This is a genomic window from Kitasatospora sp. SolWspMP-SS2h (assembly GCF_003259315.1).
Taxonomy (GTDB): Bacteria; Actinomycetota; Actinomycetes; order Streptomycetales; family Streptomycetaceae; genus Kitasatospora; species Kitasatospora fiedleri.
The window spans coordinates 192,079-218,774 of the sequence record NZ_QLLT01000009.1 but is presented as its reverse complement, the minus strand read 5'-3'; the positions used below and the strand labels follow the sequence as shown (position 1 = coordinate 218,774).

Genomic DNA, 26,696 nt, shown 5'->3' with positions numbered 1-26,696 from the left:
AGGTCGCGGCGGAGCGGCGGCCGACCGCCCTCGCCGCGATCCTGCGGACGTGCGGCTTCCGCCGCGCGCGGTTCCCCGCACCCCTGGTTTCGCCTCGGCTGTGCGCCCGCCCTCGCGTCTCAGCGCAGGTGGAACACCGGCCCCCGCGGGGTGAACGGCAGCGTCGCGCCGCGCGGGACGAGGTAGGCGTGTTCGCGGCGCGGGACGCGCAGGGCGTCGCAGTCGGTGTCGGTGATGATCAGCAGCGGGGCGGTGGCGGGGAAGTCGGGGGCGCGGGCGAGCAGGTCGACGCCGGGTTGCAGGACGGTGCCGCCGCGGCCGCGGACCCGGACCCGGCCGGCGAGTTCGGCCACCGGCAGGTAGCCCGCGTCGTGGGGGGCGGCGTCGCAGAAGACGACCCGGGCGGCGGGGACGTCGCGGGCGGCGGCGTAGGAGGCGATCGCGCCGAGCGCCTTGCCGAGCAGGACGCGGTCCATCGAGCCGGAGGTGTCGAGCAGGACGCCGAAGGTGCGGCGCGGGGTCTCCTCGTCCGGGTGGTGGCGTCCGGCGCGCGGGATGTCGGGGCTGGCGGACTGCCGGCGGGAGGGGCGGGCGTAGGAGCGCAGCGGTTCGGGGCGGGGGACGAACTCGTCGAACCAGCGGGCGAGTCGGGCGTCCCAGGGCAGCGGCGGCTGGGCCAGGGCGCGGATCTCGTCGACCAGTCCGGCGGGCAGCAGGCCGCGGTCGCGGACGTGCAGGTCGAAGCCCTGCTGGAGGCCGCGCCGGTAGAAGTCGTCCAGGTCGACGTAGCCGCGTCCGCCGGTGCGGGGCAGGGGTTCGCCGAGGATGTCGCCGAGGCCCTTGCCGCGCAGGGTGGCGAGGCGGCGCAGGCGGCGCTGGTCGCGGGCGATCCGGTCGTAGACCTCCTCGGCCGAGAGTCCCCTCAGCTCCGGGTCGTGGAGCAGTCCTTCGGGCATCTCGCCGATGTCCATCTCCAGCAGCCAGCCGTTGATGACGTAGTCGGCGGCGACGTTGAACAGGTACGGGTCGCGGCCGCCGGCCCGGTCGCCGTGGCGGAGGGCGGCGTGCAGCATCTCGTGGGCGAGGACGAAGCGCCACTCCTCGTCGGTGTGGTGGCGCAGCGGGTTGAGGTAGATCTCGCCCGCTTCGGCGTTGACGGCGGCGATGGTGATGCCGTGGGCGCGGGCGAGTTCGGCGTCGGCGACCAGGGTGAGTCCGGCGGCGAGGCCGCCGAGCAGCGGGTAGCTGGAGACGAACCAGCCGAGGGCGCGTTCCCAGGGGCGCTGCGGGAGGCGGGCGCCGTCGTGGGTCTCGCGGCGGCCCCCGGCGACGTCCATGGCGGCGGAGACGGTGCGGGTGAGGGCGTGGGCGAAGGCGAGGGTCCAGTCCGGCGGGTCCTGGTGGGCGCCCCAGCGTTCCAGGTGCTGGTCGGGGTGGTCGCCGCCGGTGCCGCAGGCCCGGTACTCGGCGGGGACGCCGTCGCGGCGCCAGCGGGCGGCGAGTTCCTCCTCGTCGCCGCCGGGCCAGCCGGCGGGCAGGTCGTCGGGGGCGCGGCCGATCGGGAAGGTGGCGAGGAAGCGGTTGACGACGGCGCAGCGGGCGGCGAGGCCGGCGGCGTCGGGCTGGACGCGGGGGCCGCGTTCGGCGGGGAGGTGGCCGAAGCCGAGGTGGAGCAGGGCGTGGGCGAGGGCCCAGGCCCACTCCTCGGGTTCGGCGCGGCGGCGCCGGTTGTGGTGCAGGTTGCCGTGCGAGTCGGCGGTGACCCAGCCGGTGGCGGGGTGCAGCGGGCAGTCCCGCTCGTCCAGCCGGCAGAGCGCGGCGGGGACGGCGGCGAGCGCGGGGTTGCCGGCGACCCTGGCCCGGCCCGCGAGGAACGCGGCCTCGACGGGGTCGGTCTTCGCGGGCTCGGCGGCGGGGCGGCGGGCGCGGCTCACCGGCGGGCCTCGACCAGGCGGGGCAGGTCGCGGGCGGCCTCGATCAGGAACCAGGACGGCAGCACGGGGTTGCCGTCGGGCCCGTCGGCGATCACGGTCTGGGCGACCTCGACGGAGATCTCGGCGAGCTGCACCAGCAGCGACTTGGAGCGGTACGCGTGCTGCCGGACAGTCGGCGAGGCGTGCTCCTTGCGGGCGGGCAGCTCCTTGACCAGGCGGCCGCGGAAGGAGTCGGCGAGGTAGTAGAGCAGGTCGCGGTCCTCGATCCGGTGCGGCCAGGAGGCGTCGCCCTTCATGATCGCGTCCAGCCCGTACGCGTTGCGGACGATCTTGGCGTAGCCGCAGAAGGCGACGGCGTGGGCGGGGGTGAGCAGGCCGTGGGCGAGCACCTTGAGGGTGCCCTCGTCGAGGCCGGGGCCGAAGGAGTGCAGCGCGTCGGAGAGCATGTGCCAGGCGCGCGGGGTGGAGAACGGCTCCTCGGTCTTCGGCGGGGCGGACCACAGGTGGTCGGGCCGGTCGGTCAGGTGGTCGGTGATCCACGGGTGGACGCCGTGCCCGGCGGCCCAGCCGAGCCAGTCGTCGGAGCTGGCCCGCAGGTGGACGTGGACCAGGCGGTTGAGCAGCGCGGACGGCATCGGGCGGGCGAGCGCGCCGTCGGTGGCCCGGTTGCCCGCGCCGATCACGATCGAGCCGGGCGGCAGCTCGTAGCTCCCGATCCGGCGGTCGAGGATCAGCGAGTAGAACGCCTTCTGCACGTCGGGGGTGGCGGCGTTCAGCTCGTCCAGGAACAGGCAGTACGGCTGCTCGCGGGCGATCGACTCGGGCGGGCAGAACCGGGAGCGGCCCTCGGGGGTGATCTGCGGGACGCCGATCAGGTCCTCGGGGGCGAGCTGGGTGCCGAGCAGCGAGACGCACTCCAGGCCGAGCGACTCGGCGAACTGGTTGACCAGCGAGGACTTGCCGATGCCCGGTGCGCCCCAGAGGAACACCGGCCGCACGGTGGCGAGTCCGAGCAGCAGCTCGGGGACCTGGGACGGCGACACGGTGACGGCGGACTGCACAGCTCTCCTGGGGGAGGGGGGGTTCGGGGTTCCGGCGGCCAGTCTGGACGGCGGCCCGGGCGGACGCACCCGGTTTTCCGGCGAACCGGTTCACCTTTCGCCATCATGGTTGAAACTTGAACCACATCGGCGTACGGTGAACCACGTGAACAAGTTGAAGCCTCAACAAAAGGCTTCGATCCCCGTCCCGAGGAGAGCAGCCATGGGCATCTTCAACCGCAGCAAGAACACCGCCGCCACTTCCACCTCCACCGCCACCGTTCCGGCCGCCGACCAGGGCCCGGACCTGGCCCACCTGACCGGCGACTACACCATCGACGCCGCACACTCCAGGATCGGCTTCGCGGTCCGGCACGCCATGGTCACCAACGTCCGCGGCGAGTTCGCCGAGTACGAGGGCCGGCTGCACCTGGACGGCTCGAACCCGGCCGCGTCCACCGCCGAACTGGTCATCAAGGTCGCCTCGATCAGCACCGGCCAGGCCCAGCGCGACGAGCACCTGCGCACCGGCGACTTCTTCGACGCCGCCGCGCACCCGGAGATCACCTTCACCTCGACCTCCGCCGAGCGGGTCGACGGCGACACCTACCGCCTGCACGGCGACCTGACCATCAAGGGCACCACCCGCCCGGTCGCCCTCGACCTGGAGTTCACCGGCGCGGCCACCGACGTGTACGGCGCCGAGCGGGTCGGCTTCGAGGGCGGCACCACCGTCGACCGCACCTCCTGGGGCCTGACCTACAACGCCGCACTGGAGACCGGCGGCGTGCTGATCGGCGAGAAGGTCAAGCTGACCCTGGACGTCTCCGCCGTCCGGGCCGCCTGAACCCGCCCGCCCCGGCCGCCCGTCCGGCCGCCCCGGTCCCGCCCCCGCCGTCCCCCTCGGCGGGGGCGCCGCCGTCTCCCGCGGAAGGAACACCGCCCCCGCGCCGCTCCCGGAGCGCTCAGCCGGGCAGCAGCGCCGCGTCCTCGGCCGGCAGCCAGCTGCCCGGCGGGCGGCACAACCAGCCCTCGGCGGCGGCGAGTTCGGCCGCGCAGGCGCGTAGCGCGGCCAGCCCGGGGCGGCGCGACCCCGTGCGGTGCACCAGGCCGAGCAGGCTGAGCGGCACCGGGTCGACCAGCGGACGGGCCACCCCGCCGGGGATGTCGTGCGCCTCGACGGTGGTGAGCACCGGGCTGCCGTGCCGGGCCAGGTAGCGGGCGAACTCGGCCGGCCCGACCGGCGGGGTGCGCCCGGGCGCGGCGGCCAGGCCGTGCTCGGCGAACAGCCGCCGGCCGAGGTCGGTCCACTCGGCGGTGGCGGGCTGCCCGGCGAACACGTCCACCGGGTGCCCGGCGAGCGCCGCCAGCGGGACGGCGGGCAGCGCGGCCAGCGGGTGCCCGAGCGGCAGGAAGACCGCCATCGGCACCAGCCGGACCGGCACGTGCACCAGCCGGGACCGGTCGGCGGCGGGCAGTCCGGCGTACCGGCCGAACGAGGCGTCCAGCCGGTGCGCGGCCAACTCCCGCGCGGCGGCGGTGAGTCCGCCGTGGTAGCGGGCCAGCAGTTCGGCCTCCGGGCAGCGCCGGCGGGCCGCGGCCAGCACCCGTTCGGCGGTGAACTCCCGCTCTCCGCCCAGGCTGTTGACGTCCACCAGCAGCGCCCGGGTGTCGCCCAGCGCGGTGATCTCGGCCTGGAGTTCCAGCAGTTGGCGCGCCTTCGGCAGCAGCGCCGCGCCCGCCTCCGTCAACTCGACGCTGCGGGTGGAGCGGTGCAGCAGCACGCAGCCCAACTCCCGCTCCAGCGCCTGGACGTCGCGGCTGACGGCCTGCTGGGCCAGGTGCAGCCGCTCGGCGGCGCGGCCGAAGTGCAGGGACTCGGCGACGGCGGCGAAGCTGCGCAGCAGGCGGGGGTGGAGGTCGCGGGACACGGGCGGAAGATTAACAACAGGAGGCGGTGAATCCGGCGGAGCGGGTGTTGGACGCCCCCGCTCCCCCGCCCCGAGGCTGGAGCCGTCCCCCCACTCCTCGGAGCTCCCCCTTGTCGCCACCGTCGTCACCGCCCGCGCTGTCGTCACTGTCGTCACTGCCGTCCCTGGCGCTCGCCCGCTACCGCCCGGTGTTCGCCGCCCCCGGCGCCCTGGCCTTCACGCTGTCCGGGCTGCTCGGCCGGCTCGCCCTGGCGATGAACGGCGTCTCCACCGTGGTGCTGATCGCCGACCGGCGCGGCTCGTACGCGCTGGCCGGGGCGGTCTCCGCGGTCGGGGTGCTGGCGGGGGCGGTGCTGCTGCCGCTGCTGGGCCGGCTGGTGGACCGCCTCGGGCAAGCCCGGGTCGCGGTGCCCGCGGTGCTGGCCGCCGCACTGCCGACGGGGGCGCTGCTGCTGTGCGTCCGCTCCGGCGCACCCGCCTGGACGCTCTTCCTGTGCTGGGCGCTGTCCGGCGGCAGCCCCGACCTGGGCGGCATGGCCCGGGCCCGCTGGGCGCACCTGCACCGGGCGGACCCGGCCGTGCTGCACCGGGCCAACGCGCTGGAGCAGTCGCTGGACGAACTGTGCTTCATGGCCGGGCCGGTGCTCGGCATGGCCCTGTGCACCACCCTCGCCCCCGAGGCCGGGCTGCTCACCGCCCGGGTGCTGGGTACCGCCGGCACCCTGCTGTTCGCCGCCCGGCGGGCCACCGAGCCGCCGCCGGGCCGGGCCCCGCACCGGCACCCGGCCGGGGGGCTGGTCCGGACGCCGGGCCTCCCGCCGCTGCTCGCGGTGTTCCTGGCCGCCGGGGTGCTGTTCGGCTCGCTGGAGGTCACCACGCTCGCGTACACCGACGCGCTCGGCCGGCAGGCGGCGGGCGGCGGACTGCTGGCCCTGGTGGCGGCCGGGTCCTGCGTGTCGGGGCTGGTGTTCGGCGCGGTCCGGCCGCGCCGCCCGGTGGCCCGGCGGCTGGCGCTGGGCACCGGCGCGATGACCGTCCTGATGCTGCTGCCGCTAGCCGCGGGCCTGTCCGGGGCGGGTGTGCCGCTGCTGGGCGCGGCCCTGCTGGCGGCCGGATCGGGCACCGCGCCGACCATGGTCAGCGGCATGACGCTGGCCCAACGCCTCCTGCCCGCGCACCGGTTGACCGAGGGGATGGCCCTGGCGGTCTCCGCGATCCTGGTCGGCATCTCCACCGGCGCGACCCTCGGCGGCGCGCTCGCCCAGCACACCGCCCCCGGCACCGGCTACCTGCTGCCGGCCGGCGCCGCCGCCCTCGCCCTGCTCGCCGCCACCCGGCTGTCGCGCCGGGACGGCTGACGCACCGGACCGACTGACCCGCCGGACCGGACCGACTGCCGCACCGGACCGGACCGGACCGACTGCCGCACCGGACTGACTGACGCCCGGTCAGCGCCAGCCGTACGCGTACTCGGGCAGCTCCGTCCCGTCCGGGAAGCGCGCGGTGCCGCGGCCCAGGCGGCGGGCGCCGTGCCGCTCGTAGAACGCGACCGCCCGCCGGTTGGCGGCCAGCACGTCCAGCCGGACGGGCGCCGCCGGGAAGCGGGCCAGCGCGGCGCGCAGCAGGCCGGTGCCGATCCCGCCGCCGGTCCGGCCGGGGCGGACGTGCAGCTGTTCCAGCCGCACCACGCCGCCGTCCGGCACCAGGTAGGCGAAGCCGAGCGCGGCGCTGTCCCGGTCCTCGGCGAGCAGCAGGACGGGCGTGTCGGCGGGCGTCCCGTAGTCGGCCTCCAGCCGCAGCGCCCAGAGCAGTTCCTGTTCGGCGGCGTCGGTGTCGGCGTCCAACAGGCCGGCGGGCAGCAGCCCGGCGTACGCGCTGCGCCGGCTCGCGGCGTACAGCGCGGCGACGGCGGCGGCGTCCGGGGCGCCGCCCTCGCGCAGGACGGGCGGGACGGGCGGGCGGTCGGCGGCGGGCATCCGGCCAGCTTCGCACACCCCCTCCGGCGGACCGCCGCCGGAGACCTTTCGCCGGTCGGGGCTTGAGCGGGCCCGAACCGGTGCCACAGAGTCGCTCGCGCACCATTTTGAACGCGTTCGAAAACATGCTCCGGACGGCCGGCGGGGAGCCGTCCGCCCGGCTCGGCACCCCCGGCACCGGTCCACCCGACGGCGTCCGCCCGGCCGATCCCGTACGACCGACCCGGTGCCGGGGGGCACCGGGCACGTCGTCCGGCTTCCGATTCGCCCTCCCGGTCCCGAGTTGTCCCGGTCCGGGCTAGGCTCGGGCCGGTAGGAGACCGCGACGAAAGCGAATCAGGCGGGGCGAGGTGGCAGGAAACGGCCAGGAACGGGACCGGCAGGTCCCGGTAGGGTCGGGCGGCGTGGACGACGCGAACGACAGGGACGAGCAGGCGGCCGGCCTGCCGTCCGGCGAGCTGGCGGGGGGGCGGGCCCAGCCGAAGACCGACAAGAGCGAGGCCACCCGCGCGCTGATCCTGGAGACCGCGATGCGGCTGTTCCAGGAACGCGGCTACGAGAAGACCACCATGCGGGCGATCGCCACCGAGGCGGGCGTCTCGGTCGGCAGCGCCTACTACTACTTCTCGGCCAAGGAGTTCCTGATCCAGGGCTTCTACGACCGGATGACCCACGACCACGCCGCCGACGCCCGGGTCCGGACGGCGCACACCCGCGACTTCGCGGAGCGCCTGCAGATCGCCATCGAGTCCTGGGTCGACACCGCCGCGCCCTACCACGAGTTCGCCGCCCAGTTCTTCCGCACCGCAGCCGACCCGACCAGCTCGCTCAGCCCGTTCTCCAACGAGTCCCACCCCGCCCGGGCCACCGCCGTCGAGCTCTTCCGCGAGGTGCTCCAGGGCTCCGAGCTCGCCCCCAGACTGGACGCCGAACTCGTCGACCTGCTGCCCGACGTGCTCTGGCTGTACCTGATGGTCGTCGTCCTCTACTGGGTCTTCGACCGCACCCCCGACACCGAGCGCACCCGCGAGTTCGTCCGCCGCTCCACCCCCCTGGTCGCCCGGCTCATCAACCTCTCCCGCTACCGGGTCTTCCGCCCCCTGGTCCGCGACGCCAAGGGCCTGATCCAGGACTTCGTGCTGCCCAGCATCGGGAAGGGCCTCGTCAAGTAGCCGGGGCCGGTCACGTCATCCGGGCCGGTCAGGTGGCCCGGCCGACCGGGCCCGGGGCGGGGTGGGCGGCCCAGAGCGGCAGGACGCGCGGGGGCGGGACCGGGCGGGGGGCCTTGCGGACGGTGATCCGGACGGCGGGGCCGTGGAAGACCGGGAACCTCGGCATGATCGTCCGGTGCAGGGTGCGGACGGACACCGGCCCCCGGTGCCGGGAGCAGAGCGGGAGGGTGTTCGGCCGCCGCACCGGGACGGGCCGCACCGAGAGGACGAGCCGGTCCGGCCGGGCGGGGCGCGGCAGCCGCGCCGGCCGCACGGGGGTGACGGGGTCGCCCGGGCGGGCCAGCCGGACGACGGGCGGTGCGCCGCCGGAGCGGTGGCGGCCGCCGGCCGGGGCGGACCCGGCGAAGAGCAGCCAGGCGCAGGCGAGGACGAGGAGCAGGGCGACGAGGACCACGAGGGCGCCCGCCCAGACGCTGGAAGGGGACATGTCGGAGTCTCCTGGAGGACTTCGGCCGCGCCCCGGGGGGCGCGACCGCGTCCGCCGGGGCAGCTCGTTCGGCCCGGACGCCCCGAACGCTAGGAAGGGCGGCGGCAGTTGTCGACCCGCCGGATTCGAACACGCACCTCCGGGCCGCACTCGCGTTCACCCCTGCGGGAATCCCCGCCGACCGGCCCCCCGCAGCTCACCCGCCGTTCGCCAGGGGCGCGCCCGTCGCGCGCCGGCCCCCCGCCACCGCAAGGGTTTTCGACACCCTCGCGGGTGAATCGCCGAGTACCCGGGTTGACGTTCCGCCGCGCGACGGGAGCGGGGCGAGGACGGGGGCGGAGGTCAGAAGCCGTCCGGGTTCCACGGGGCGCGGGCGGTGCGCAGCAGGGTGTCGGCCCGGACGGCCGCGCCCGGGGTGTGCTCGGTGAGCAGCGCGGCGTCGGCGAGCCGGGCCGCGTTGCCGCCGCCGAGGTAGAGGCTGCCGAGCCGGGAGACGTCGAGCGCGAGGTCGGCGGGGTCCTCGGTGCGGGTGATCCGGCCGGTGCCGTCGGCGGCGGTCTCCAGCGCCCAGCGCCCGGCCGTCCAGCCCTCGCGGTCGGCGACGTCCAGCACCAGGCGGCCGGGGGCCTCGTAGCGGCGGGCGGCGAACGCGGCGGGCAGGTCGAGCAGCCGCAGCCAGGTGAAGTCGGCGGTCTCCTCGTGCGGCTTGGCGCCGCGCGGGTCGTCGAGCAGCAGCGGCAGCACGTCCCCGGGGCCGAGGTGGGGGGCGACCACCTGGCGCACCCAGTCGACGGAGAAGGCGTACGCCCAGAGCGCGTTGGCGGTCTTCCGGTCCAGCGCGACGAAGTCCCGGACGGTCAGCGGGCAGTCGGGGTACGCGCCGTCCCACTTGTCCTCGACGGTGTAGTCGATCATGCCGGTGAGGGTGCCGTCGGCGGTGCGGTGGAAGGCGGTGAAGCCCTGCTTCCAGTCGAGGCCGGGCAGCTCGACCTCACCCGTCCGCAGCCGCCACCACGCGTCGGGGCGGCCGATCGCGCCGGGCTGGGTGGGGCGCCAGCGCTCGTGCAGGTCGGGGCCGAACTTGGCGAACTCCTCCGGGGTGGCGAAGTCGATCCGGTGGCCCTCGTGCACCGGCAGCCCGGACCGGATGCCGCCGGAGCGCAGCACGTCGACCCGCCAGCCCGCCAGCGGGACGGCCGAGCCGAAGCCGAACCGGCCGTAGATGTTGTGCTCGGCGGCGATCAGGATGGCGGCGGCCGAACCGCGCGCGCGGGCGGCGGCCAGGTCGTGCCGCATCATGCCGCTGAGCAGGCCGCGCCGGCGGTGGGTGGAGTTGACCGTGACGCCGGTGATCGCGTCGACCGGCAGCAGCTCCCCGCCGGGCACCGTCAGCCCGGTGTCGAAGCTGCGGAAGGTCGCGACGCAGCGCGGCCGGTCCGCCTCCGGGACCTCGTGGTCGAAGGCCGCCAGCATCCGCCCGGGCTCGAACAGCAGCTCGCGCCACTGCGTCGCCGGGGCGACGTGCGGGCGCATGAACCCGAGCGAGACCGCCCGGTCCCAGTCGGCCAGCTCCTCGCGGGTGATCGGCCGGATCTCGATGCCCCGGCGGGGGCCCTGCTGCGCGTCGTTGCCCATCGGCCCACCGTACGACGCCCCTCCCGGACCGGGCACCCGGTTTTCCCCGCCCCCGCACCCCGCCCCGCACCCCGTCCCCCGCACACCGCACCCCGCGCCGCACCGGCGGTCGACCGGGGCCGGCCCCGGGTCAGGGGCGGGCGTAGAAGTCCGGGCGGCCCATGATCCAGAGGCTGGCCTGCTTGATCGCGGCGCCGGGCCGGGGGGCCTCGATCATCTGGTCGTCGCCGAGGTAGATGGCGACGTGGTAGATGTCGGCGGCGCGGCCGGTCTTGGTCCAGAAGACCAGGTCGCCGGGCCGGAGCTGGGCGTAGCCGACGGGGGTGGACTCGGCGTACTGGTCGGCGGCGAAGTGGGTGAGCTGCTTGCCGCCGCGCCGCCAGGCCATCATGGTCAGGCCGGAGCAGTCATAGCCCTGCGGACCCTCGCCGCCCCAGATGTAGGGCAGGCCGACGACGGACCGGGCGAAGGCGAGCGCGGCCTCGGAGCCGCCCGCCGACCAGGCGCTCTCGCGCTGCGGGGCGGCGTGGTGCCGGGCGGCCTGGGCGGCGGCGGCCGCCTCGGCCTCGGCCTGGGCCCGGCGGGCGGCCTCCTCGGCCGCGCGGGCGGCGAGGGCGTCGAGGGCCTCCTGGCGCTGCCGTTCGAGTTCGACGGTGGTGTCGCGGGCGGTGGCGAGTTCGGCGAGCAGGGCCTCCCGGCGGCGGCCGATCTCGGCGACCTGCTGCTGCTGGTCGGCGACCCGTCGCTGGGCCTGCTCCTTGGCGGTGCGGACGGTCTCGGCGGCGGCGCGGGCGGCGGTCTCGGCGGTGCGGGCCTCGTCGGCGGCCCGGGCGGCGGCCTTCGCGGTGCGGGTGGCGTCGTCGAGGATCTGCCGGGTCTGGGCGCCGGCGGTGCCGACGGCGGCGGCCCGGCTGGACAGCGAGGCCGTGCCGCTGGTGCCCAGCAGGGCGTTGATGGCCGAGAGTTGGGGCGAGGCGCCCTGCCGGTACATCTCGGCGAGCAGCCCGGCGGCCCGGTCGACGGCCTCGGTGTGGGCGGCCTCGGCGGCGGTGGAGCGCTCGGCGGCGGCCCGGGAGGCGTCCTGGGCCCGGCCGAGCCGGACGAGTGCGCCGTTGTACGCCTCGACGGCCTGTTCGGCGGCCTGCCCGGCCCGGTCGAGCTCGTCCCGGGCGGCGGCCAGCCGGGCCTCCACGGCGGTGGTGTCGGCGGCCTTGGCGTCGGCTTCGGCCCGGGCCCGGGCGACGTCGTCCGCGCTGGGGAAGCCGGGCTCCGGGTCGTCCGCGGGCGCGGCGGCCGACAGGGCTCCCGGCAGGGCCGCGGGCGGGGCTTCGGGCGGGGCTTCCGGCAGGGCCGCGGGTGCGGCGGCCGGCGCGGCGGGGGCGTTGGCGGCGGGCAGCAGCGCGAGCAGGGCGGCGCCGGCGAGGAGAAGGGCGGGGAGGAACCTGCGCGGCACGACGTGGTCCCCTCTCGGCGGGTGGCGGCGGGATTCCGACGATCAGCCGGACATCCCATGACGTGACAATCCGGTCACTCCGGTCACGCACCGCAAGATTCTCAGACCTGACGGTGGCTCAGCGCCATCGCCATACGGCCGTGCGGGTGAGATGTCGGATTGTCTGAACGGGCAACTGCGCCGCACCGGGAGGGATGTCCACGAACCCTACCGGTTCGCCGACGCACCATCCCGGTTTTCAACGCCCTTCAACGAATCCCCCGCCCCCAGGTCCGCCCCGGCCCGGTCGCGGTGGTCCGCACCCGCCCGGCCCGGACGGTGCGGCGGCGGCGCTGGGCCCGGGCCCGCCGCGCCGGGTCGCCGCCGAGCGCCGCCGGGCCGTCCGGGTGCCCGCCCGGGACGCCCCGGCCCGGCCGGCGCCGGTGGGCGAGCGCCCGGGCGGCCATCCGCTCGGCCACCGCCTGCGCCTTCGGGTGCCCGGCCGGGACCTTGTCGGGCGCCCCGGCGATCAGGTCGAACAGCCAGGTGCGGGCCCGGTCCGTCCGGGCGTGCAGCCGCCGTTCGCGCCGGACCGCGCGGGCCATCCGGCGGGGGCGTCCGGCGTACCGCCAGCGCGCCCAGGGGCTGGAGGGGCGGGCCAGCCGGATCGCGCCGATCCAGGACAGGCCGGGCACCATGATGCCGAGCAGTCCGGTCCAGACCTTGCCCTTGAGCAGCGCGGCCAGGCAGACCAGCGCGTTGACCCCGATCACCGCGACCAGCCCCCAGCGGGTGTCCTGCCCGGGGACGACGCCGAGCGGGACGTAGCCGGTGAGCAGCAGCGCGGTGAGCAGGATGCCGAGGATCACCGCGTCCACCGACTTGCGGCCCTGCTCGCTCCAGTACACGTCGTCCAGGTGCAGGATCAGCGCGAACTCGTCCAGCACCAGCCCGCAGCCGATGCCGAAGGAGAGGCCGAACCAGTCGATCCAGGGGTGCCCGCCGTCGGTGGCGAAGGCGCCGGTGCCGCCGAGCAGCAGGAAGCCGAGGCCGAACACCATGTGGTGGATGTGCAGTCCGCCGGGGGTGATGTTGCCGGGCCACCAGCGGACCTGGGCGCGGATCATCCGGGTGCTGAACCGGATGAACGCGAACGAGGTGATGAACCCGACCAGCAGCAGGAACAGCGGCTGCTTGTGGGCGTCCACGATGTGGTGGCGGTAGCCGTCCAGCAGTGCACTGATCATCGGGTGGTGCCTCTTCCGGCGGGGGTCGGCGCGCGGGTCGACGAGGGAGCGGGGCGCGGGGGTCGGCGGGCGGGGGTCGGACGGCGGGGCGGGGGTCGGCGCGGGAGCGGGGCGCGGGGTCAGAAGCCGCGGGTGCGCTTCGCCGCCCGGCGCGGGAGCAGCACGTGCGGGGTGTCCCGGTCGCTCGCGCCGGGGTTCTTCAGGAACAGCCGGGCCACCTCGCCGCCGAGGTTGACGCCGATGGCCAGCGCCAGCGCCAGCGCGACCGCCCGGGAGGCGGAGACCAGCCCCGTCCCGGCGTGGCCCTGGGCGAACGCCAGCATGCCGAGGTAGAGCGCCGAACCGGGCATCAGCGGTCCTATCGCGGCGGTCACGTACGGCAGCGCGGAGGCCGACCGGTAGCGGGCCAGCAGCTGGCCGAACAGGCCGACCAAGCCCGCCGCCAGGCCGGTGGCGACGATCGCCGAGACGCCCGCGTTGCGGGTGAGCACGCCGTACGTGGTCCAGCCGACCGCGGCGTTCGCCACCACCATCGGCAGCGCGCGCCGGTCGGTCTGCAGCAGCATCGCGAAGGCCAGCGCCAGCACCACCGCGGCGACCAGCTGGACCGGCGGGTTGGCGGTGCCGCCCAGGCTCTCGTCCGGCCTGAGCCGGGCGTTGTAGTTGACGCCGACGTACAGCACCAGCATCACGCCGATGACGATGCCCGCGATCAGGTACATCACCTCCAGCAGCCGGGCGGCGGCGGTGATGTAGAAGCCGGTCAGGCCGTCCTGCACGGCGGCGACCATGGCCCGGCCGGGCAGCAGCGCGAACAGCCCGCCGGTGATCACCACCGAGCCGCGCAGGTGCAGTTCGTTGAAGGACAGCAGGATGCCGCAGAGCGCGGCGGGCATCGCCGCGACCACGAACTGGTAGAACTCCGGCAGCCCGCGGCGGGCGATCGCGGAGGCCAGCCGGTCGCCGACCACCGCGGTGGTGAACGCGGAGACGAACACCAGCCAGGCCGTGGAGTCCCTCTGCCCGCCGACCAGGAAGGACGCCGCCCCGGCCAGCAGCCCGGTGGCCACCGCCATCAGCCACCCCGGGTACGGGTGCCGGTTGCGGCGGATGCCGGCCAGCCGCCGGTAGGCGTCGTTGACGGTGACCTGCTCGGCGGTGATGTCGGCGACCAGCTCGTACACGGCGGCCAGCCGGGTGTAGTCGGAGGTGCGGCGGCGCACCACCCGGTCCGCGGTGACCGGCGGGTCGATCAGCGAGGGCTGGTGGGAGATCGAGATCAGCGTGAAGGTGACCTGCGGTTCGCAGTGGTCGAGCCGGTACGCGTGCGCGATGCCGAGCATCGCGGCCTCCACGTCCTCGGCGGCCTCGCCGCTGGCGAGCAGCAGTTCGCCGATCCGCAGCGACAGGTCGAGCACCCGCGGCACGTTGCGCTGGGCCTGCGCCCCGGCGGCGGGGTGCAGTTCGCGGGCGGTGCGCTCGAACGCCGGGCGCTCGGCCATCGGCGTCCGCAGCAGGGTGCGCATCCGGTCCGGCCAGGGGGCGTCGCCGGGGGCGCCCTTGTGCAGCTCGGCCAGGTCGAGGCCGTGCGACGGGGTGTAGCCGGCCGCGTTCCACTCCTCGGGCGTCAGGGTGTCCTGGAGGAGCGGGTTGCGGCGGGCCCGGACCGGCTCCGCGGCCTCGGGCGCGGACTGGTGCCCGAGCAGGCCCTCGGTCTGCACCGGCGCCGGCGCGTGCGGCACGCTGACGGGCCGTTCGATCGGCGGCGCGTCCGGCCCGAGCAGCCCCTCGGTGGGCGGCGCTTCCGGTGCCGGCACGCCCTCCGGCTCGCGATCGGACACGGCACTTCCTCCACCACCCCGGCCGCCCGCCCGGTCGGGGCCGCCTCCTGGCCTCCACCTTGCCCGATCAGCGGCGACGGTGCGAACAACGGGCCGCGCGGGCCCCGCCGGACCGGCCGTCCAGGCCCCGCCGCCCCGCCTCCCCGGCCCTGCCGCCGCACCGCCGTCCCGGCCCCGCCCCGCCTCCCCGCCGCCGCCGCGCCGGTCGGCGACCGCCCGGGACATGCCCCGCCCCCTTCCGGGACGAAAACCCGCGAACCGGACACAATGACCGGTTATGAGCGAGCAGCGGACGGCGGCCGGCGGCCCGACGGCGACCGAGGACCCCGGGGAGGGCGGCGGCGAGAGCGTCACCACGGTGGTCGTCGCGGGCCTGTGCAACCTCGGCATCGCCCTGGCCAAGGCCGTGGCGGGCGCGATCAGCGGCTCCAGCGCGATGCTCTCCGAGGCCGCGCACTCCTTCGCCGACACCGTCACCGAGGTGCTGCTCTTCCTCTCCCTCAAGCGCAGCACCCGCCCCGCCGACGACAAGCACCCGCTCGGCTACGGCCGCGAGCGCTACCTGTGGGCGCTGCTCGCCTCCTTCGCCACCTTCGTCGGCGGCGCGGTGTTCTCGATCCACGACGGCATCCACACCTTCCAGTACGGCGAGGAGCTGGGCAGCCCGGCCCTCTCCTACCTGATCCTGGCCGTCGCCTTCGTCCTGGAGTCCGTCTCGCTCTCCCGGACGGTGCGTCAGCTGCGCGACGAGACCCGGCGGCTCGACGTCGGCGGCTATCGCTACCTGCGGCACACCTCCGACACCGCCGTGAAGGCCGTCTTCCTGGAGGACTGCGCCGCCCTGGTCGGCCTGCTGTTCGCCTTCGGCGGCCTGCTCGGCGCCCAGCTCACCGGCGACGCCCTGTGGGACGGCCTGGCCTCCGTCCTGATCGGCGCCCTGCTCGCCTGGGTGGCCTACGTCCTGGCCCGGGACAACGCCTCCCTGCTGATCGGCCGCTCGCTCCCCGAACGCTACGAACGCGCCATCACCGAGGCCCTGACCGCCCAGCCCCAGGTCGTCCGGGTCCTCGACCTGGTCACCAGCGTGCACGGCCCCGACGACGTCCTGGTCGCCGCCAAGGTCGACTTCGCCGACCTCGCCACCGCCACCGACATCGAGACCGCCTGCGACCGCGCCGAACGCGCCGTCCGCCACGCCGTCCCGTCCGTCACCCGCGTCTACCTCGACCCCACCCCGCCCCGGTCGGACCGGGTCTGACGGCTGCCGTCGCCCGGCAGGACGGCCGCCCGCGCCGACAGCGCGGACGGCCGGTCGACCGCCGGAGGCCGCCGCGGGCCCCGGAGGCGGTCGGAGGCAGTCAGAGCCCGTAGGTCTCGGCGATCTCCCGGTGGCGGGCCGGGTCGGCGCCCGCCGCTTCGGCGAGGGCGGGCCAGGCCAGTGGGTGGGGCAGGTGGGCGGTGAGTTCGGTGAGGAGGGTGTCGGCCTGGGCGGCGGTGCCGGTGGGCGGGACGCCGAGGGCGGCGTAGATGCCGGGGAGGCCGTTCTCGTCGCCGGCCGGGTCGGCGATCCGGTACTGGTCGCCGCTGTAGACCCAGACCGCGTACCCGGCGGCCCGGAGGGCGTCGCGCAGGGCGTACCAGTCCTCGTCCGCGGGGCGGCCGCCGTCGAGCCAGTAGGTGGTGTAGCCGGCCGGGTCGAGCAGGGTGAGGAACTCGAAGACCGGGTGCCAGTCCGCGGCGTCCGGGGAGCCGGGCTCCGGGCGGTCGTTGAGGACGGCCGGGGAGAAGACCGCGACGTCGCCGTGGTTGAGGTCGAGGTCCTCGCCGAGCACCGGCAGCACCCGGGCGGTGGCCGGGCCGGTGCGCAGGGCGGGCAGGTCGGTGGTGGTGCCGTCGGCGCGGGGGACGCGCAGTTCGATCAGCTGCCACTCCTCGTCGACGGGGCCGCTGTCGGTGTCGAACTCGATGCCGATCCGGGCTCCGGCGGCGCGGACGGCCGCCCAGTCGCGGTTGGCGGTGGCGGCGGTGGCCAGGTGCCACAGGTCGGGTTCCTGGACGGTGCGGTGCGCCTGGTCCTCGCCGGCCTCGGCCGGGTCGAGGGCGTGCGCGAGCAGGTCCTCGTACAGCCGCTGGGCCTCGGCGTGGTCGCCGCGCCGGGTGGCGGCGGTGGCGGCGAGCCGGCGGGTGTTGAGCGCCTCGGGCGAGTGGACGAGGACGGCGGCGCACTGTTCGCCGACCTCGGCCCAGCGGGCCTGGGCGGCGGCCCAGCGGGCCCGCAGCCAGTGTCCGTCGGCCGGTTCGCCGGCGGCGGCCAGCCGGGTGGCCAGCCGGTCGACGCCCTCGCCGTCCTCGGCGTCGATCAGCAACTGGCCGAGCATGCCGGTGAGGTACTCGTGGCCGGGGTCCACCTCCAGCTGGGCCCAGGCGAGCTCGGTGACGGCCCGGGTGTGGCCGAGCGCGCCGAGGGCGCCGGCCAGGTTGACCACCAGGACGGTGTCGGGCCGCTCGCCGCGGGCCAGCGCGGCGGCCAGCAGGTCGGCGCCGGCCTCCGGGTCGGGCCGGTGCTCGGCCAGCCACTGCGGCAACTCATCCACCGGGACCGGCAGTTCGGGTCGGGGCAGGGCCTCGGCGGCGGCCCGCAGCGCGGCCACCTGCCCGGCGACGCCCGCGGTGCTGCGGAGCTGTCCGAGCTTGCGCGCGCCGGTGCCGGCCAGCGTCAGGGCGACCTCGCGGGCGCCCCGGGCGAGGGCCAGCCGGCCGGCCCGCAGCACCAGGTCGAGGCAGGGGCGGTGCGAGCCGGCCGCGTCCAGTTCGCCCGCCCAGGAGGCGAGTCGGGCGCCGAGCGCGGCGTCGTTGTCGAACTCCCCGGCGGCGGCCAGCAGTTCGACGGCGGCGGACCAGCGGTGCCGGATGTCGGGGTAGCGGTCGGCCTCCTCGGCGTCCGGCAGCAGCTCCCGCGCAGGGCCGGTGCGGCCGAGCGCGGCGAGCTGGAGGGCCCGGCCGGAGGCGAGCTTGCGCCGGTCGTCGTCGTCCAGCCGGTTCCCGGCGGCGACGTGGGCGCGCTCGGCGGTGTCGTAGGCGTCCAGCGCGTCCTGGTGGCGGCCGAGCCGGTGCAGCGCGGAGGCGCGGCTGTGCACGAAGGAGAGCGAGATCCGCTCGCCGGCCGCCGTGATCCGGGTCTCGGCCCGGTCGAGGTGGGTCAGTGCGTCCGCGGGGCGGCCGTCGTCCTCCAGGGTGTCGGCGTACTCGCGGGACAGGCAGTCGAAGCAGGCCCGGGCCGGTTCGACCCGCTGGAGCGCCTCCTCCAGCACGGCGAGCCGCTCCGGGACGTAGCCGGGGCCGTCGATGTTGGCGTGGCAGATGGTGAAGTCCTGGACGGCGCAGACCGACTGCGGGCAGGACGCGGTCTCCTCGCGGTGCGCGAACTCCAGCAGCGACACCGCCTCGGACATCGCGGCCTCGCCCTGGTGGCGCTTGTTGAGCAGGTTCTGCAGCCGCCAGTGCCGCAGGAACACCTCCACCCAGGGCAGGCCCAGCGCCCGCGCGGAGGCCAGCGCCTCCGGGAACACCGCGTCCAGCTGCTCGTTGCGGCCGTCCACCGCGTGCCCGGCGATCTCGGCGATCGCGTCGGCCAGCCGGTGCTGGCCGGACTCGGCGAGCTGGCGGTGGGTGTCGTGCACCCAGGACCAGATGTCGGTGGTCATCGTTCCTCGTCCCCCTGCGGAAGGTCTGCGGTGTCCGCGATGTCGGTGGAGATGGTGTCGGGCACCGCCGACAGGCCGGCGGCCGGGACGGCGGCGGTGAGCGCGGCCACCGCGGTGGAGATCCCGGACAGCGCGGCCCCCAGGTCGCCGGCCGCGGAGCCGGAGGCCGCCGCCATGATGACCTTCAGCGAGCGCAGCAGCGCGGCGGCGGTGGCCGCCCCGGTGTGCCCGTCCCGGTAGGCGGCCAGCAGGTCGCGGACGGCGGGCGAGGCCAGGTTCAGGTAGAGCCGGGCCCGGACCGCGCCGTCGGTGCGGGCGGTGAACGCCCGCGCCAGCCGGAGGGCGGCGGACGGGATCCGGGCGTCCGCCCGGTCGTCCTCGATCCGCGCCTTGAGCTCGGCCTCGCGGTCCGGGACCAGCACCAGCGGCAGGCCGGGCGGGTCGAACCTGGCGGGCACCAGCTGCTCGCCGTCCTCGGTCAGCGCGGCGGTCAGCCACGCCTGCTGCTCGGCGGGCAGCGGCACGTCTGGAGCCCGGAACAGCTCCCGGTTGCCGCTCTCGCCGCCCAGTTCGACGATCCGGCAGTCCCGCAGCCGGGCGTAGCGGCGCAGGAACGGCAGCACCGCGTACCGGTCGCCGCGGGCGATCGGCACCTGCATCGCCCGGTAGAGCATCTCCTCGAAGCCGCCGCCGCTGCCGAGCGCCACGTGCACCGCGCCGGAGCCGGCGGCCCGCAGCGCGCCGGCGGTCAGCTCGCCCTGCGAGGTCGGGACCGGGACGTCGTCGGCGAGCAGGGTGAACAGCCGGTCGTCGCAGAGCGCGGCGCCCAGCAGGTCCTGGCCGTGCCGGGCCAGGATGCGGCGCCAGGCGGCCGGGTGGAGCCGGGCGGTCTCGTACAGGCCGTCCACGATGGCGTCGGCGAGCGCCTGCTGGAGCGCCCGGTAGTGCTCGTCGCGCTGGAGGTCCTCGCGGCTGGCGGTGGGGGTGAGCAGGGTCGACTCGACCACGCCGCCGATGAACCCGGCCCAGCCGGGCAGCAGGTCGCGGGCGTCGTCGGCGAGCAGCATGCCGCGCAGGTAGACCGCGAGGTCCCGGTTGTCGCTGGACCCGTAGGTGCCGCCGTCCTGCACCCAGAGCAGCCCGACCGCGTCGGTGCGGCCCTCGACGGGCGTCACCGGGAAGGCGGTCAGCGGCTCGAAGCTGCGGGCGAACGCGGCGGCGAACCGCATCCGGTGCGGGTGCGGCGAGCCCGGCGCGTCCTGCCGCCAGGGCACCGCCACGTCGTTGACCGGCTGCTCGTCCGCCCCGACGTGGACCGGGACCGGCAGCAGCACGCAGTACCGGGCCAGCACCTCCCGCAGCGCCTGCTCGTCCGCGAGGTGCGCGTGCTCGGCCTTCAGCCGCAGCCGCACCACCGTCCCCGGCCCGGGCCGCGCCGGGGCCGGCTCCACGCTGTACTGCTCGCCGCCCCGGCTGCGGTAGGTGTGCGCGGCCGACGGCTCGCGGTGCGAGGCGGTGGTGACGGTCACCTCCTCGGCGACCGAGAACGCCGAGAGGAAGCCCAGGCCGAAGGCGCCGATCAGCTCCTGGTTGCCGGTCAGGTCGCGCAGCATCCGGGTGTAGCCGGTGCCGACGGTCGCCAGGTACGCGTGGATCTCCGGCTCGGTCAGCCCCGCCCCGTTGTCCTCGATCGCCACCGTCCGCGCCGCGGTGTCCCCGCTGACCCGGATCAGCGGGCGGTACTCCCCCTCCGGGTCCTCCAGCTTCCGCCGGGTGTGCGAGTCGTGGGCGTTCTGCACCAGTTCGCGCAGTGCCACCAGCGGGGTGGAGTAGAGGTGGGTGGCGAGCACGCCGACCAGGCCGCCGAGGTCGACCTCGGTGGTGCGGAGATTCGCCGAGTTCTCGGCGGCGGGGAATTCGGCGCCACTTCCGTCGGCACCGGAAGCGGGGGGAAGGCCATCAGACATGAGGTCACAGTGTGCCAGTACGACAATCGGGCGACCACTGTTTTCCGATGTCCGGCTCCTGTCGATCCTCGGTCAACTCGGCATTGACGCGCGGAGCCCGCCGACGATCCGCGCCGGACGGTGAACTCCCTTGTCAGGACGGTGTTCCACCACCCCCGGCCGGTCACCGCGGGTCCCCGGACTATTCCCCGGGAGTGACACCTTCGAGCGAACCCGCGTGCCCGCACTGGAACCCGAACGGCCCAGTGGGCAATCCTGATGACGCGACGCCAGGAACCGACGCGAACGGGGCGGCCACCCCGCAGCGTCACATTCGCACCAGTTAGCAGGGAGACCACCGTGTCCCGTATTCGCGCAGCCGCCGTCGTCACCGCCCTCGGGGCGTTCCTCCTCGCGGGCGTCGGCACCGCCGCCGCCGACAACGGCGCCGCCGCCGACCACGGCTCCAGCAGCGGCGTGGTCAGCACCATCGGTTCCGGCAACATCGTCGGCCCCGTCCACGGCAACGCCAACGGCACCCAGCAGACCGCGACCGGCTCCGGCGCGAGCAACCAGAACAACACCCTCGGCGTGACCGACAACGCCGGCGGCGTCGGCGCCCTCCAGTCCAACGCCAACCTGGCGCACACCGTGTACTACCCGTTCGTCCTCTACTAGACCGACCGCGACAGCGCTCCCACGGCCGCCCCGGGCACCGCGCCCGGGGCGGCCGCGCGTCCGCCCGGCCTGCTCGCGCCCGGTCCCGGCAGCCATGGACACCGGAAGCTACCGGCGATTAACTTGGCTGCGCGACCAGCCGCCGCCGAAGGGAGCGCACCGTGCGCCGCACCGTGTACAACGAGGACCACGAAGCGTTCCGGGAGACCATCCGGGACTTCATCGCCAACGAGGTCGTCCCGGTCTATGAGAGCTGGGAGGAGGCCGGCCACCCGCCGCGCGACTTCTACCGCAAGCTCGGCGAGCTCGGCGTCTACGGCATCGAGGTCCCCGAGGAGTACGGCGGCGCGGGCGAGACCGGCTTCAAGTACCAGGCGGTGATCTACGAGGAGACCGCCCGCGCGGGCGTCACCTTCGGCTCCTCCGGCGTGCACACCGGCCTGGTGCTGCCGTACCTGATGGAGTACGCCTCCGAGGAGCAGAAGCGGCGCTGGCTGCCGGGCTTCGTCTCGGGCGACATCATGACCGCGATCGCGATGACCGAGCCGGGCGCGGGCTCCGACCTGGCGGGCATCGCCACCACGGCGAAGCTGTCCGCGGACGGCACCCACTACGTCCTCAACGGCGCGAAGACCTTCATCACCGGCGGCGTGCTGGCCGACCTGGTGCTGGTGGTCTGCCGCACCGCCCCGTACGACCCGGCGGACCGCCGCGCCGGCCTGTCCATCCTGTGCGTGGACACCGCCTCCGAGGGCTACGCGGTCGGCCGCAAGCTGCAGAAGATCGGCCTGCGCACCTCGGACACCGCGGAGCTGTCGTTCAGCGACGTCGAGGTGCCGGTGGAGAACCTGCTCGGCGAGGAGGGCAGGGCGTTCTCCTACCTGACCCACAACCTGGTGCAGGAGCGCCTGGCGATCGCCGTCGGCGCGTACGCCTCGGCGGCGGCCGCGGTGCAGTTCGCGGTGGAGTACGTCAAGGACCGCAAGGTGTTCGGCAAGGCCGTCGCCGAGTTCCAGAACACCAAGTTCTCGCTGGCCGACTGCCAGGCCCAGGTCCTCGCCCAGCAGGCGATGGTCGACCAGGCGCTGGAGCTCTACCAGAACGGCGAGCTGACGGTGGCGGACGCCGCCGCGGCCAAGCTGTTCTGCACCGAGTCGGCCTCCGAGGTGATCGACAGGTGCCTCCAGCTGCACGGCGGCTACGGCTACATCCTGGAGTACCCGATCGCCCGCCTCTACACCGACAACCGGGTGTTCCGGATCTACGGCGGAACCAGCGAGGTCATGCGGACGATCATCGCCAAGTCGCTCGGCCTGTGACCGCGGGCACGGCGGAGGCGGGCACCCGGCCGGGTGCCCGCCTCCGGGCCGTTCCCCCACCCGCTCGGTCGGTCGACGTCAGTTGACGCTGCTGCGCCACGCCTCCCGTCCGGCCGCCGAGGCGGCCCTCGCCTGGTGGAAGGTGCGCTGCGCCATTTCGGCGGGGTGGGTCTCCAGGGTCCGGACCCAGCCCCGGCCCGCGCTCACCAGGGCGGCGCAGACCAGCGCCGTCCCGGCCAGTGCGACGACGGCGCCGATCCCGGTGAGGCCCGCGCCGACGGTGAGCATGCCGCGGTTCACCTGGAAACCGCCGACGGTGAATTTCTGTTTGGTCGCCATAGGGCCACCATCGGCCCGCTCCCCCGGCCCCGCACGCCGAGCGGGCCGCCCCTTAACCCCTGCGCGTGATCCAGCGCGCGACACGCGCGGGCCCCCGCCTAGGGTCGGCCGCGGGGCCCGGTCGGCGGGCCCGGTGGTGCGGGGGCCCGACGGAGGAGAACGCGATGACCGAGCAGCCGACCCGGATCGACCTGAACGCCCTGGCCGAGGAGCACGCCGCCAAGGCCGCCGCCAGCCCGCACGGCCGCAGCGCCCACCTGCTGCTGCACGACGGCGTGCTGCGGCAGACCGTGATCGCGCTGCGGGCGGGCGCGGTCCTGGACGAGCACAACGCCCCGGTCGCCGCCAGCCTGCAGGTGCTGCGCGGCCGGGTCGCGCTGACGGTGGCGGGCCGCCGCCAGGAGGCCGGCCCGGGCGAGCTGCACACCGTCCCGCAGGAGCGGCACGGCCTGGTCGCCCACACCGACGCGGTGGTGCTGCTCACCGCCGTCACCGCCTGACGCCCGGCGCCCCGCTCCCCCGCCCGCCCGTCTCCGGGCCCGGTCAGTCCTCGGCCCCCGTCAGTCCCCGGCCCGGCCCAGCACGTCGCCGGAAATCAGGGACAGCCCGCGCAGGTAGTCCTCGCCGCCCGGCGCCAGTTCGGGGCCGATCATCCACTGGGCGGCCTGCCCGAGCAGCAGCGACTGGTAGAAGACGCCCCGGGCCAGCTCCTCCGGGGTGTCCGCCACTTCGCCCCGGCCCTGGAACAGCGCGGCCAGGCCGAGCCGGCCGTCCTTCTGCGCCGCGGCCAGCCGCTCGGGCAGCCCCGGCAGGTGGTCGAGCTGCCCGAGCAGCTCGAACTGCACCGTCCACAGCCCGCGGTGCTCGGCGAAGCTGTCGCGCACCGCGTCCCAGGCCCGGACGAAGCGCTCCTGCGGGTCGTCGACCTCCGCGGCGGCGGCCAGGGCCGCGCCGATCGAATCGCCCCACGTCTCCATCGCACCGACCAGCGCCTCGACCAGCAGGGCGTCCTTGGAGCCGTAGTGGTAGCCGATCGCGGCCAGGCTGACGCCCGCGCCGGTGGCGATGTCCCGGGCGGTGGTGCGCCCGTAGCCCTTCTCTTGCAGGCAGCGGGCGGCACTGGCCAGCAGGTCCTCACGATTTCCCATGCCCCGATGCTAGCCCGTCCAAGACGAATGTCTTGCGCAGACGTCTGAAACGATCGATTTAGACGCTCGTACTAGACAGGCGTGCAAGACGTCCGTACAGTCGCCGTCATGACCACCGACGACCGCACCACCCGCCGCACCGGCCGCCGCGCCTGGCTGGGCCTGGCCCTCCTGCTGCTCCCGACCCTGGTCCTCGCCATGGACATGGGCGTGCTGTTCTTCGCCGTCCCCTTCATCGCCACCGACCTGCACCCCAGCGGCACCCAGCAGCTGTGGATCATGGACATGTACTCGTTCCTGCTCGCCGGGCTGCTGATCCCGATGGGCGCGCTGGGCGACCGGATCGGCCGGCGTCGGCTGCTGATCGGCGGCACCGCCGCCTTCGCGGCCGCCTCGCTGGTCGCCGCCTGGTCGGACGGGGCGGGCCGGCTGATCGCCGCCCGGGCGCTGCTCGGCATCGCGGGGGCGGTCTTCGGGCCCTCCACGCTGGCCCTGATCCGCAACATGTTCCCCGACCCCAAGCAGCGGCAGGCCGCGATCGGCGCCTGGAGCGGCGTGATGACGGCCGGCGCCACCCTGGGGCCGGTGATCGGCGGACTGCTGCTCGACCACTTCTGGTGGGGCTCGGCCTTCCTGATCGCGGTGCCCGCGATGCTGCTGGTGATGGTCCTGGCCCCGGTGCTGCTCCCCGAGTACCGCGCCCCGCGGCAGGGCCGCTTCGACCTGCTCGGCGCGGCCCTCTCGATGGCCGCCGTGCTGCCCGTCGTCTACGGGATCAAGACGCTCGCGGTGGACGGCTGGAGCCCGCGGCCCGCGCTGGTGCTGGCCCTCGGGCTGCTGGTCGGCGCCGCCCTGGTGGTCCGGCTGCGGACGGCCGCGGACCCGCTGATCGACGTCACCCTGTTCCGGATCCGCACCTACACCGGCGCGATCACCGTCAACACCATCGCGATGTTCGCCATGATGGGCTTCACCCTCTTCACCTCCCAGTACCTCCAGCTGGTCAAGGGCTACAGCCCGCTCGCCGCCTCGCTCTGGGCGCTGCTGCCCAGCGTCGGCGTCGGCGCGGCCGTCGGCGGGTTCGGCGCGCTGGCCGGCCGGGTGCGGCCGGCCGTCCTGCTGGTCGCCGGGTTCCTGGCCGCCGCCGCCGGGTTCGTCGCGATGGCCCTGGTCGGCCCCGGCTCCTCGCTCGCCCTCCCGCTGGTCGCCGCCGGCGTGATCGCGGCCGGCTCGGTCGGCACCGTCAGCATCACCGGCGAGATGGTGCTCTCCGCCGCCCCCGCCGACCGGGCCGGCGCGGCCGGCGCCACCTCCGAGACCGCCCAGGAGCTCGGCAGCTCGCTCGGCATCGCCCTGCTCGGCGCGGCCGGCGCGGCGATCTACCGCTCCCGGATGGCGGACGCCGCCCCCGACGCCGCCCGCGACACCCTCGGCGGGGCCGTCACCACCGCCGCCCACCTGCCGGGCGAGGCCGCCGACCGGCTGCTGGCCACCGCCCGCGACGCCTTCGCCGACGGCATGCACGTCGCCGCGGTGGTCGGGGTCCTGGTGATGCTCGGCGCCGCGCTGGCCGCCCACCTGCTGATGCGCCACCTGCCGGCGCCCGGCACGGCGGACGCGGAACCGGCGGAGAAGGCACTCGCCGCGTAGGCCCGGTCCGGCCGGTCTTGCCGGGCGCGCGGCCGCGCGCGAGCGGGCCCGGACGGACCGCGGGGCCGCGACGGAACGGCAGGCCACTGCCCTTCCCGCGGCCCCACCGGCGTCCCCCCGCCGCCGCGCGCGGTCCCCCGCGCTTCCGGTCGGTCCGTGCGCGCCGCTCCCGTTCGGCCCAGGCCCTGTCCGGTCGGTCTTGTCGGATCGGCGCGCGGCGTCGGGCGCCCGGCTGGGAGTGCCGGCGGAACGCCCTCGTCCTGGGTGTACTCGGGTGTTTCGCCGGTGCTTCCAGCCGGGATGATCCGGCGTCGGGCGCCCGGCAAGATCGACCGGACAGGGACTAGGGTCGCGGTATGGCGGCGGAGGACGCGGGACCGGAGGAGCAGCCGGAGGAACTGGACTACCGGTTCACCCTGGCCAACGAGCGGACCTTCCTGGCCTGGATCAGGACGGCGCTGGCGCTGCTCGCGGGGGCGGTGGGGCTGGACCAGCTGACGCCGGACCTGGCGCCGGTGCCGGTGCGGGTGGTGCTCTCGGTGCTGCTGGCGGCGGGCGGGGCCGGGCTGGGGGTGGCGGCCTACCGGCGGTGGGCGCGGGTGGAACGGGCGATGCGGGCGGGCGGTCCGCTGCCGGCGACCCGGATCATGCCGGTGCTGACGGTGTGCGTGGCGCTCGCGGCGGCGGTGTTCTCGGTGCTGATCGTCGGCTGGTCGCGGTGAGCGCCGCCCCGCGCGATCCGGGCCTCCAGCCGGAGCGGACGCTGCTGGCCTGGAGCCGCACCGCGCTGGTGCTGGCCGCGGACGCGCTGCTGGTGCTGCGGACCGGCTACCTCCGGCGGTCGCCCGGACTGGCGGCGCTGGGCGGGGTGTTGGCGCTGGCGGCGGCCGGGCTGTACGCGCACGGGGTGCGGCGGCGCGGTGCGGTGGAGCACGATCCGCGCGTTTCGGCGGGCCGGTGGTGGATGCGCGGGCTGACCGCGGCGGTGGTGCTGGCGGCGGGCGGGGCCGCCTGGTCGGTGCTGGTGAACACGGGTAGATGAGGCCCCGGGGGCGGTTTCCGGGGTCGGACGGGTGGTGCAGACCACATGACTCGGATCACCTGTTTTTCGGCGGCTGTTTGCCGACCGGTGTATACGTTCGCCGACAAGGCCAGGCATACTGGCCGAGTCGGGCGTTCCGTCCGACCCAGACGTCACAGCGAGAACTTCCATGAAA

General features: G+C 75.7%; 23 protein-coding genes. 10 read left to right on the top strand and 13 right to left on the bottom strand.

The genetic code is table 11. From position 1 onward, the window contains the following. Positions 1 to 119 precede the first annotated feature (119 nt). Positions 120 to 1,934 carry a hypothetical protein gene (locus tag K353_RS13575; RefSeq protein WP_111553841.1) on the bottom strand — a complete coding sequence of 605 codons (1,815 nt, stop codon included), beginning with the start codon at positions 1,932 to 1,934 and terminating at the stop codon, positions 120 to 122. Continuing rightward, positions 1,931 to 2,995: an ATP-binding protein gene (locus tag K353_RS13570; protein ID WP_111553840.1), complete on the bottom strand. Its 1,065-nt coding sequence runs from the start codon at positions 2,993 to 2,995 to the stop codon at positions 1,931 to 1,933. The genes K353_RS13575 and K353_RS13570 overlap by 4 nt, the downstream gene beginning before the upstream one ends. Before the next feature lie 202 nt (positions 2,996 to 3,197). Between K353_RS13570 and K353_RS13565 the strand changes: the two genes are divergently transcribed. Continuing rightward, complete coding sequence (locus tag K353_RS13565) at positions 3,198 to 3,821, top strand: YceI family protein (protein WP_111553839.1); 624 nt, start codon at positions 3,198 to 3,200, stop codon at positions 3,819 to 3,821. Between the two features lie 118 nt (positions 3,822 to 3,939). Here K353_RS13565 and K353_RS13560 read toward each other — a convergent pair whose 3' ends face one another. Further along, entirely contained in the window at positions 3,940 to 4,905 is a 966-nt protein-coding gene (locus tag K353_RS13560; RefSeq protein ID WP_111553838.1) for a LysR family transcriptional regulator, read from the bottom strand. 110 nt (positions 4,906 to 5,015) lie between these two features. On the opposite strand from K353_RS13560, the gene K353_RS13555 reads away from it, so the two are divergent. Continuing rightward, on the top strand, positions 5,016 to 6,263 hold the full coding sequence (locus K353_RS13555) for an MFS transporter (protein ID WP_233533556.1): 1,248 nt from the start codon (positions 5,016 to 5,018) through the stop codon (positions 6,261 to 6,263). A 90-nt stretch (positions 6,264 to 6,353) separates the two neighbouring features. Here the strand turns inward: K353_RS13555 and K353_RS13550 are convergent, their stop codons facing one another. Further along, complete coding sequence (locus K353_RS13550; protein ID WP_111553836.1) at positions 6,354 to 6,881, bottom strand: GNAT family N-acetyltransferase; 528 nt, start codon at positions 6,879 to 6,881, stop codon at positions 6,354 to 6,356. 404 nt (positions 6,882 to 7,285) lie between these two features. Here K353_RS13550 and K353_RS13545 point away from each other — a divergent pair, with 404 nt between their 5' ends. Further along, entirely contained in the window at positions 7,286 to 8,053 is a 768-nt protein-coding gene (locus K353_RS13545; protein WP_111553835.1) for a TetR/AcrR family transcriptional regulator, read from the top strand. A gap of 28 nt (positions 8,054 to 8,081) precedes the next feature. On the opposite strand, the gene K353_RS13540 is transcribed toward K353_RS13545, so the two are convergent. From K353_RS13540 to K353_RS13520, 5 genes are all read right to left on the bottom strand, one after another. Continuing rightward, the gene (locus K353_RS13540) at positions 8,082 to 8,540 is read right to left on the bottom strand and encodes a hypothetical protein (RefSeq protein ID WP_111553834.1); all 459 of its coding nucleotides are present in this window, start codon (positions 8,538 to 8,540) and stop codon (positions 8,082 to 8,084) included. 342 nt (positions 8,541 to 8,882) lie between these two features. Further along, positions 8,883 to 10,175, bottom strand: coding sequence for a GNAT family N-acetyltransferase (locus K353_RS13535; protein ID WP_111553833.1), 1,293 nt, complete (start codon positions 10,173 to 10,175; stop codon positions 8,883 to 8,885). A gap of 130 nt (positions 10,176 to 10,305) precedes the next feature. Then, the gene (locus K353_RS36530; protein ID WP_111553832.1) at positions 10,306 to 11,628 is read right to left on the bottom strand and encodes a C40 family peptidase; all 1,323 of its coding nucleotides are present in this window, start codon (positions 11,626 to 11,628) and stop codon (positions 10,306 to 10,308) included. Between the two features lie 248 nt (positions 11,629 to 11,876). After that, a complete protein-coding gene (locus K353_RS13525; RefSeq protein WP_111553831.1) occupies positions 11,877 to 12,854 on the bottom strand; it encodes a hypothetical protein in 978 nt (325 codons plus the stop codon). A 119-nt stretch (positions 12,855 to 12,973) separates the two neighbouring features. After that, complete coding sequence (locus K353_RS13520; RefSeq protein WP_111553830.1) at positions 12,974 to 14,695, bottom strand: threonine/serine exporter ThrE family protein; 1,722 nt, start codon at positions 14,693 to 14,695, stop codon at positions 12,974 to 12,976. 277 nt (positions 14,696 to 14,972) lie between these two features. Between K353_RS13520 and K353_RS13515 the strand changes: the two genes are divergently transcribed. Then, positions 14,973 to 15,953, top strand: a complete 981-nt coding sequence (locus tag K353_RS13515; protein WP_111553829.1) for a cation diffusion facilitator family transporter — start codon at positions 14,973 to 14,975, stop codon at positions 15,951 to 15,953. 100 nt (positions 15,954 to 16,053) lie between these two features. Here K353_RS13515 and K353_RS13510 read toward each other — a convergent pair whose 3' ends face one another. Both K353_RS13510 and K353_RS13505 read right to left on the bottom strand, forming a co-directional pair. Then, a complete protein-coding gene (locus tag K353_RS13510) occupies positions 16,054 to 18,399 on the bottom strand; it encodes a hypothetical protein (protein ID WP_111553828.1) in 2,346 nt (781 codons plus the stop codon). Continuing rightward, a complete protein-coding gene (locus K353_RS13505; RefSeq protein WP_111553827.1) occupies positions 18,396 to 20,366 on the bottom strand; it encodes an ATP-binding protein in 1,971 nt (656 codons plus the stop codon). Before K353_RS13505 ends, K353_RS13510 begins: the two co-directional genes overlap by 4 nt. Before the next feature lie 339 nt (positions 20,367 to 20,705). On the opposite strand from K353_RS13505, the gene K353_RS13500 reads away from it, so the two are divergent. Together K353_RS13500 and K353_RS13495 are read left to right on the top strand one after the other, a co-directional pair. Further along, positions 20,706 to 21,023, top strand: coding sequence for a hypothetical protein (locus K353_RS13500; protein WP_111553826.1), 318 nt, complete (start codon positions 20,706 to 20,708; stop codon positions 21,021 to 21,023). A 161-nt stretch (positions 21,024 to 21,184) separates the two neighbouring features. Beyond that, a complete protein-coding gene (locus tag K353_RS13495) occupies positions 21,185 to 22,342 on the top strand; it encodes an acyl-CoA dehydrogenase family protein (RefSeq protein ID WP_111553825.1) in 1,158 nt (385 codons plus the stop codon). Between the two features lie 78 nt (positions 22,343 to 22,420). Here the strand turns inward: K353_RS13495 and K353_RS13490 are convergent, their stop codons facing one another. Continuing rightward, positions 22,421 to 22,681, bottom strand: coding sequence for a hypothetical protein (locus tag K353_RS13490; RefSeq protein WP_100837588.1), 261 nt, complete (start codon positions 22,679 to 22,681; stop codon positions 22,421 to 22,423). A 164-nt stretch (positions 22,682 to 22,845) separates the two neighbouring features. Here K353_RS13490 and K353_RS13485 point away from each other — a divergent pair, with 164 nt between their 5' ends. Further along, on the top strand, positions 22,846 to 23,181 hold the full coding sequence (locus K353_RS13485; RefSeq protein ID WP_111553824.1) for a cupin: 336 nt from the start codon (positions 22,846 to 22,848) through the stop codon (positions 23,179 to 23,181). A gap of 60 nt (positions 23,182 to 23,241) precedes the next feature. Here K353_RS13485 and K353_RS13480 read toward each other — a convergent pair whose 3' ends face one another. Beyond that, positions 23,242 to 23,829 carry a TetR/AcrR family transcriptional regulator gene (locus K353_RS13480; RefSeq protein ID WP_111553823.1) on the bottom strand — a complete coding sequence of 196 codons (588 nt, stop codon included), beginning with the start codon at positions 23,827 to 23,829 and terminating at the stop codon, positions 23,242 to 23,244. Positions 23,830 to 23,937: 108 nt separating this feature from the next. Here K353_RS13480 and K353_RS13475 point away from each other — a divergent pair, with 108 nt between their 5' ends. The 3 genes from K353_RS13475 to K353_RS13465 all read left to right on the top strand — a co-directional run bounded on the left by K353_RS13475 (position 23,938) and on the right by K353_RS13465 (position 26,521). Then, positions 23,938 to 25,479 (top strand): MFS transporter, encoded by a 1,542-nt coding sequence (locus tag K353_RS13475; protein ID WP_111553822.1) that lies wholly within the window; start codon positions 23,938 to 23,940, stop codon positions 25,477 to 25,479. 356 nt (positions 25,480 to 25,835) lie between these two features. Further along, positions 25,836 to 26,201, top strand: coding sequence for a YidH family protein (locus K353_RS13470; RefSeq protein WP_111553821.1), 366 nt, complete (start codon positions 25,836 to 25,838; stop codon positions 26,199 to 26,201). Beyond that, positions 26,198 to 26,521 carry a DUF202 domain-containing protein gene (locus tag K353_RS13465; protein WP_158585403.1) on the top strand — a complete coding sequence of 108 codons (324 nt, stop codon included), beginning with the start codon at positions 26,198 to 26,200 and terminating at the stop codon, positions 26,519 to 26,521. Before K353_RS13470 ends, K353_RS13465 begins: the two co-directional genes overlap by 4 nt. The last annotated feature ends 175 nt before the right edge of the window (positions 26,522 to 26,696 follow it).

Coding starts and splice junctions, on each gene's coding strand:
- K353_RS13565 (WP_111553839.1), top strand. CDS start 3,198: ATGGGCATCTTCAACCGCAGCAAGAACACCGCCGCCACTTCCACCTCC.
- K353_RS13550 (WP_111553836.1), bottom strand. CDS start 6,881: ATGCCCGCCGCCGACCGCCCGCCCGTCCCGCCCGTCCTGCGCGAGGGC.
- K353_RS13540 (WP_111553834.1), bottom strand. CDS start 8,540: ATGTCCCCTTCCAGCGTCTGGGCGGGCGCCCTCGTGGTCCTCGTCGCC.
- K353_RS13535 (WP_111553833.1), bottom strand. CDS start 10,175: ATGGGCAACGACGCGCAGCAGGGCCCCCGCCGGGGCATCGAGATCCGG.
- K353_RS13525 (WP_111553831.1), bottom strand. CDS start 12,854: ATGATCAGTGCACTGCTGGACGGCTACCGCCACCACATCGTGGACGCC.
- K353_RS13515 (WP_111553829.1), top strand. CDS start 14,973: ATGAGCGAGCAGCGGACGGCGGCCGGCGGCCCGACGGCGACCGAGGAC.
- K353_RS13510 (WP_111553828.1), bottom strand. CDS start 18,399: ATGACCACCGACATCTGGTCCTGGGTGCACGACACCCACCGCCAGCTC.
- K353_RS13505 (WP_111553827.1), bottom strand. CDS start 20,366: ATGTCTGATGGCCTTCCCCCCGCTTCCGGTGCCGACGGAAGTGGCGCC.
- K353_RS13490 (WP_100837588.1), bottom strand. CDS start 22,681: ATGGCGACCAAACAGAAATTCACCGTCGGCGGTTTCCAGGTGAACCGC.
- K353_RS13485 (WP_111553824.1), top strand. CDS start 22,846: ATGACCGAGCAGCCGACCCGGATCGACCTGAACGCCCTGGCCGAGGAG.
- K353_RS13480 (WP_111553823.1), bottom strand. CDS start 23,829: ATGGGAAATCGTGAGGACCTGCTGGCCAGTGCCGCCCGCTGCCTGCAA.
- K353_RS13475 (WP_111553822.1), top strand. CDS start 23,938: ATGACCACCGACGACCGCACCACCCGCCGCACCGGCCGCCGCGCCTGG.
- K353_RS13470 (WP_111553821.1), top strand. CDS start 25,836: ATGGCGGCGGAGGACGCGGGACCGGAGGAGCAGCCGGAGGAACTGGAC.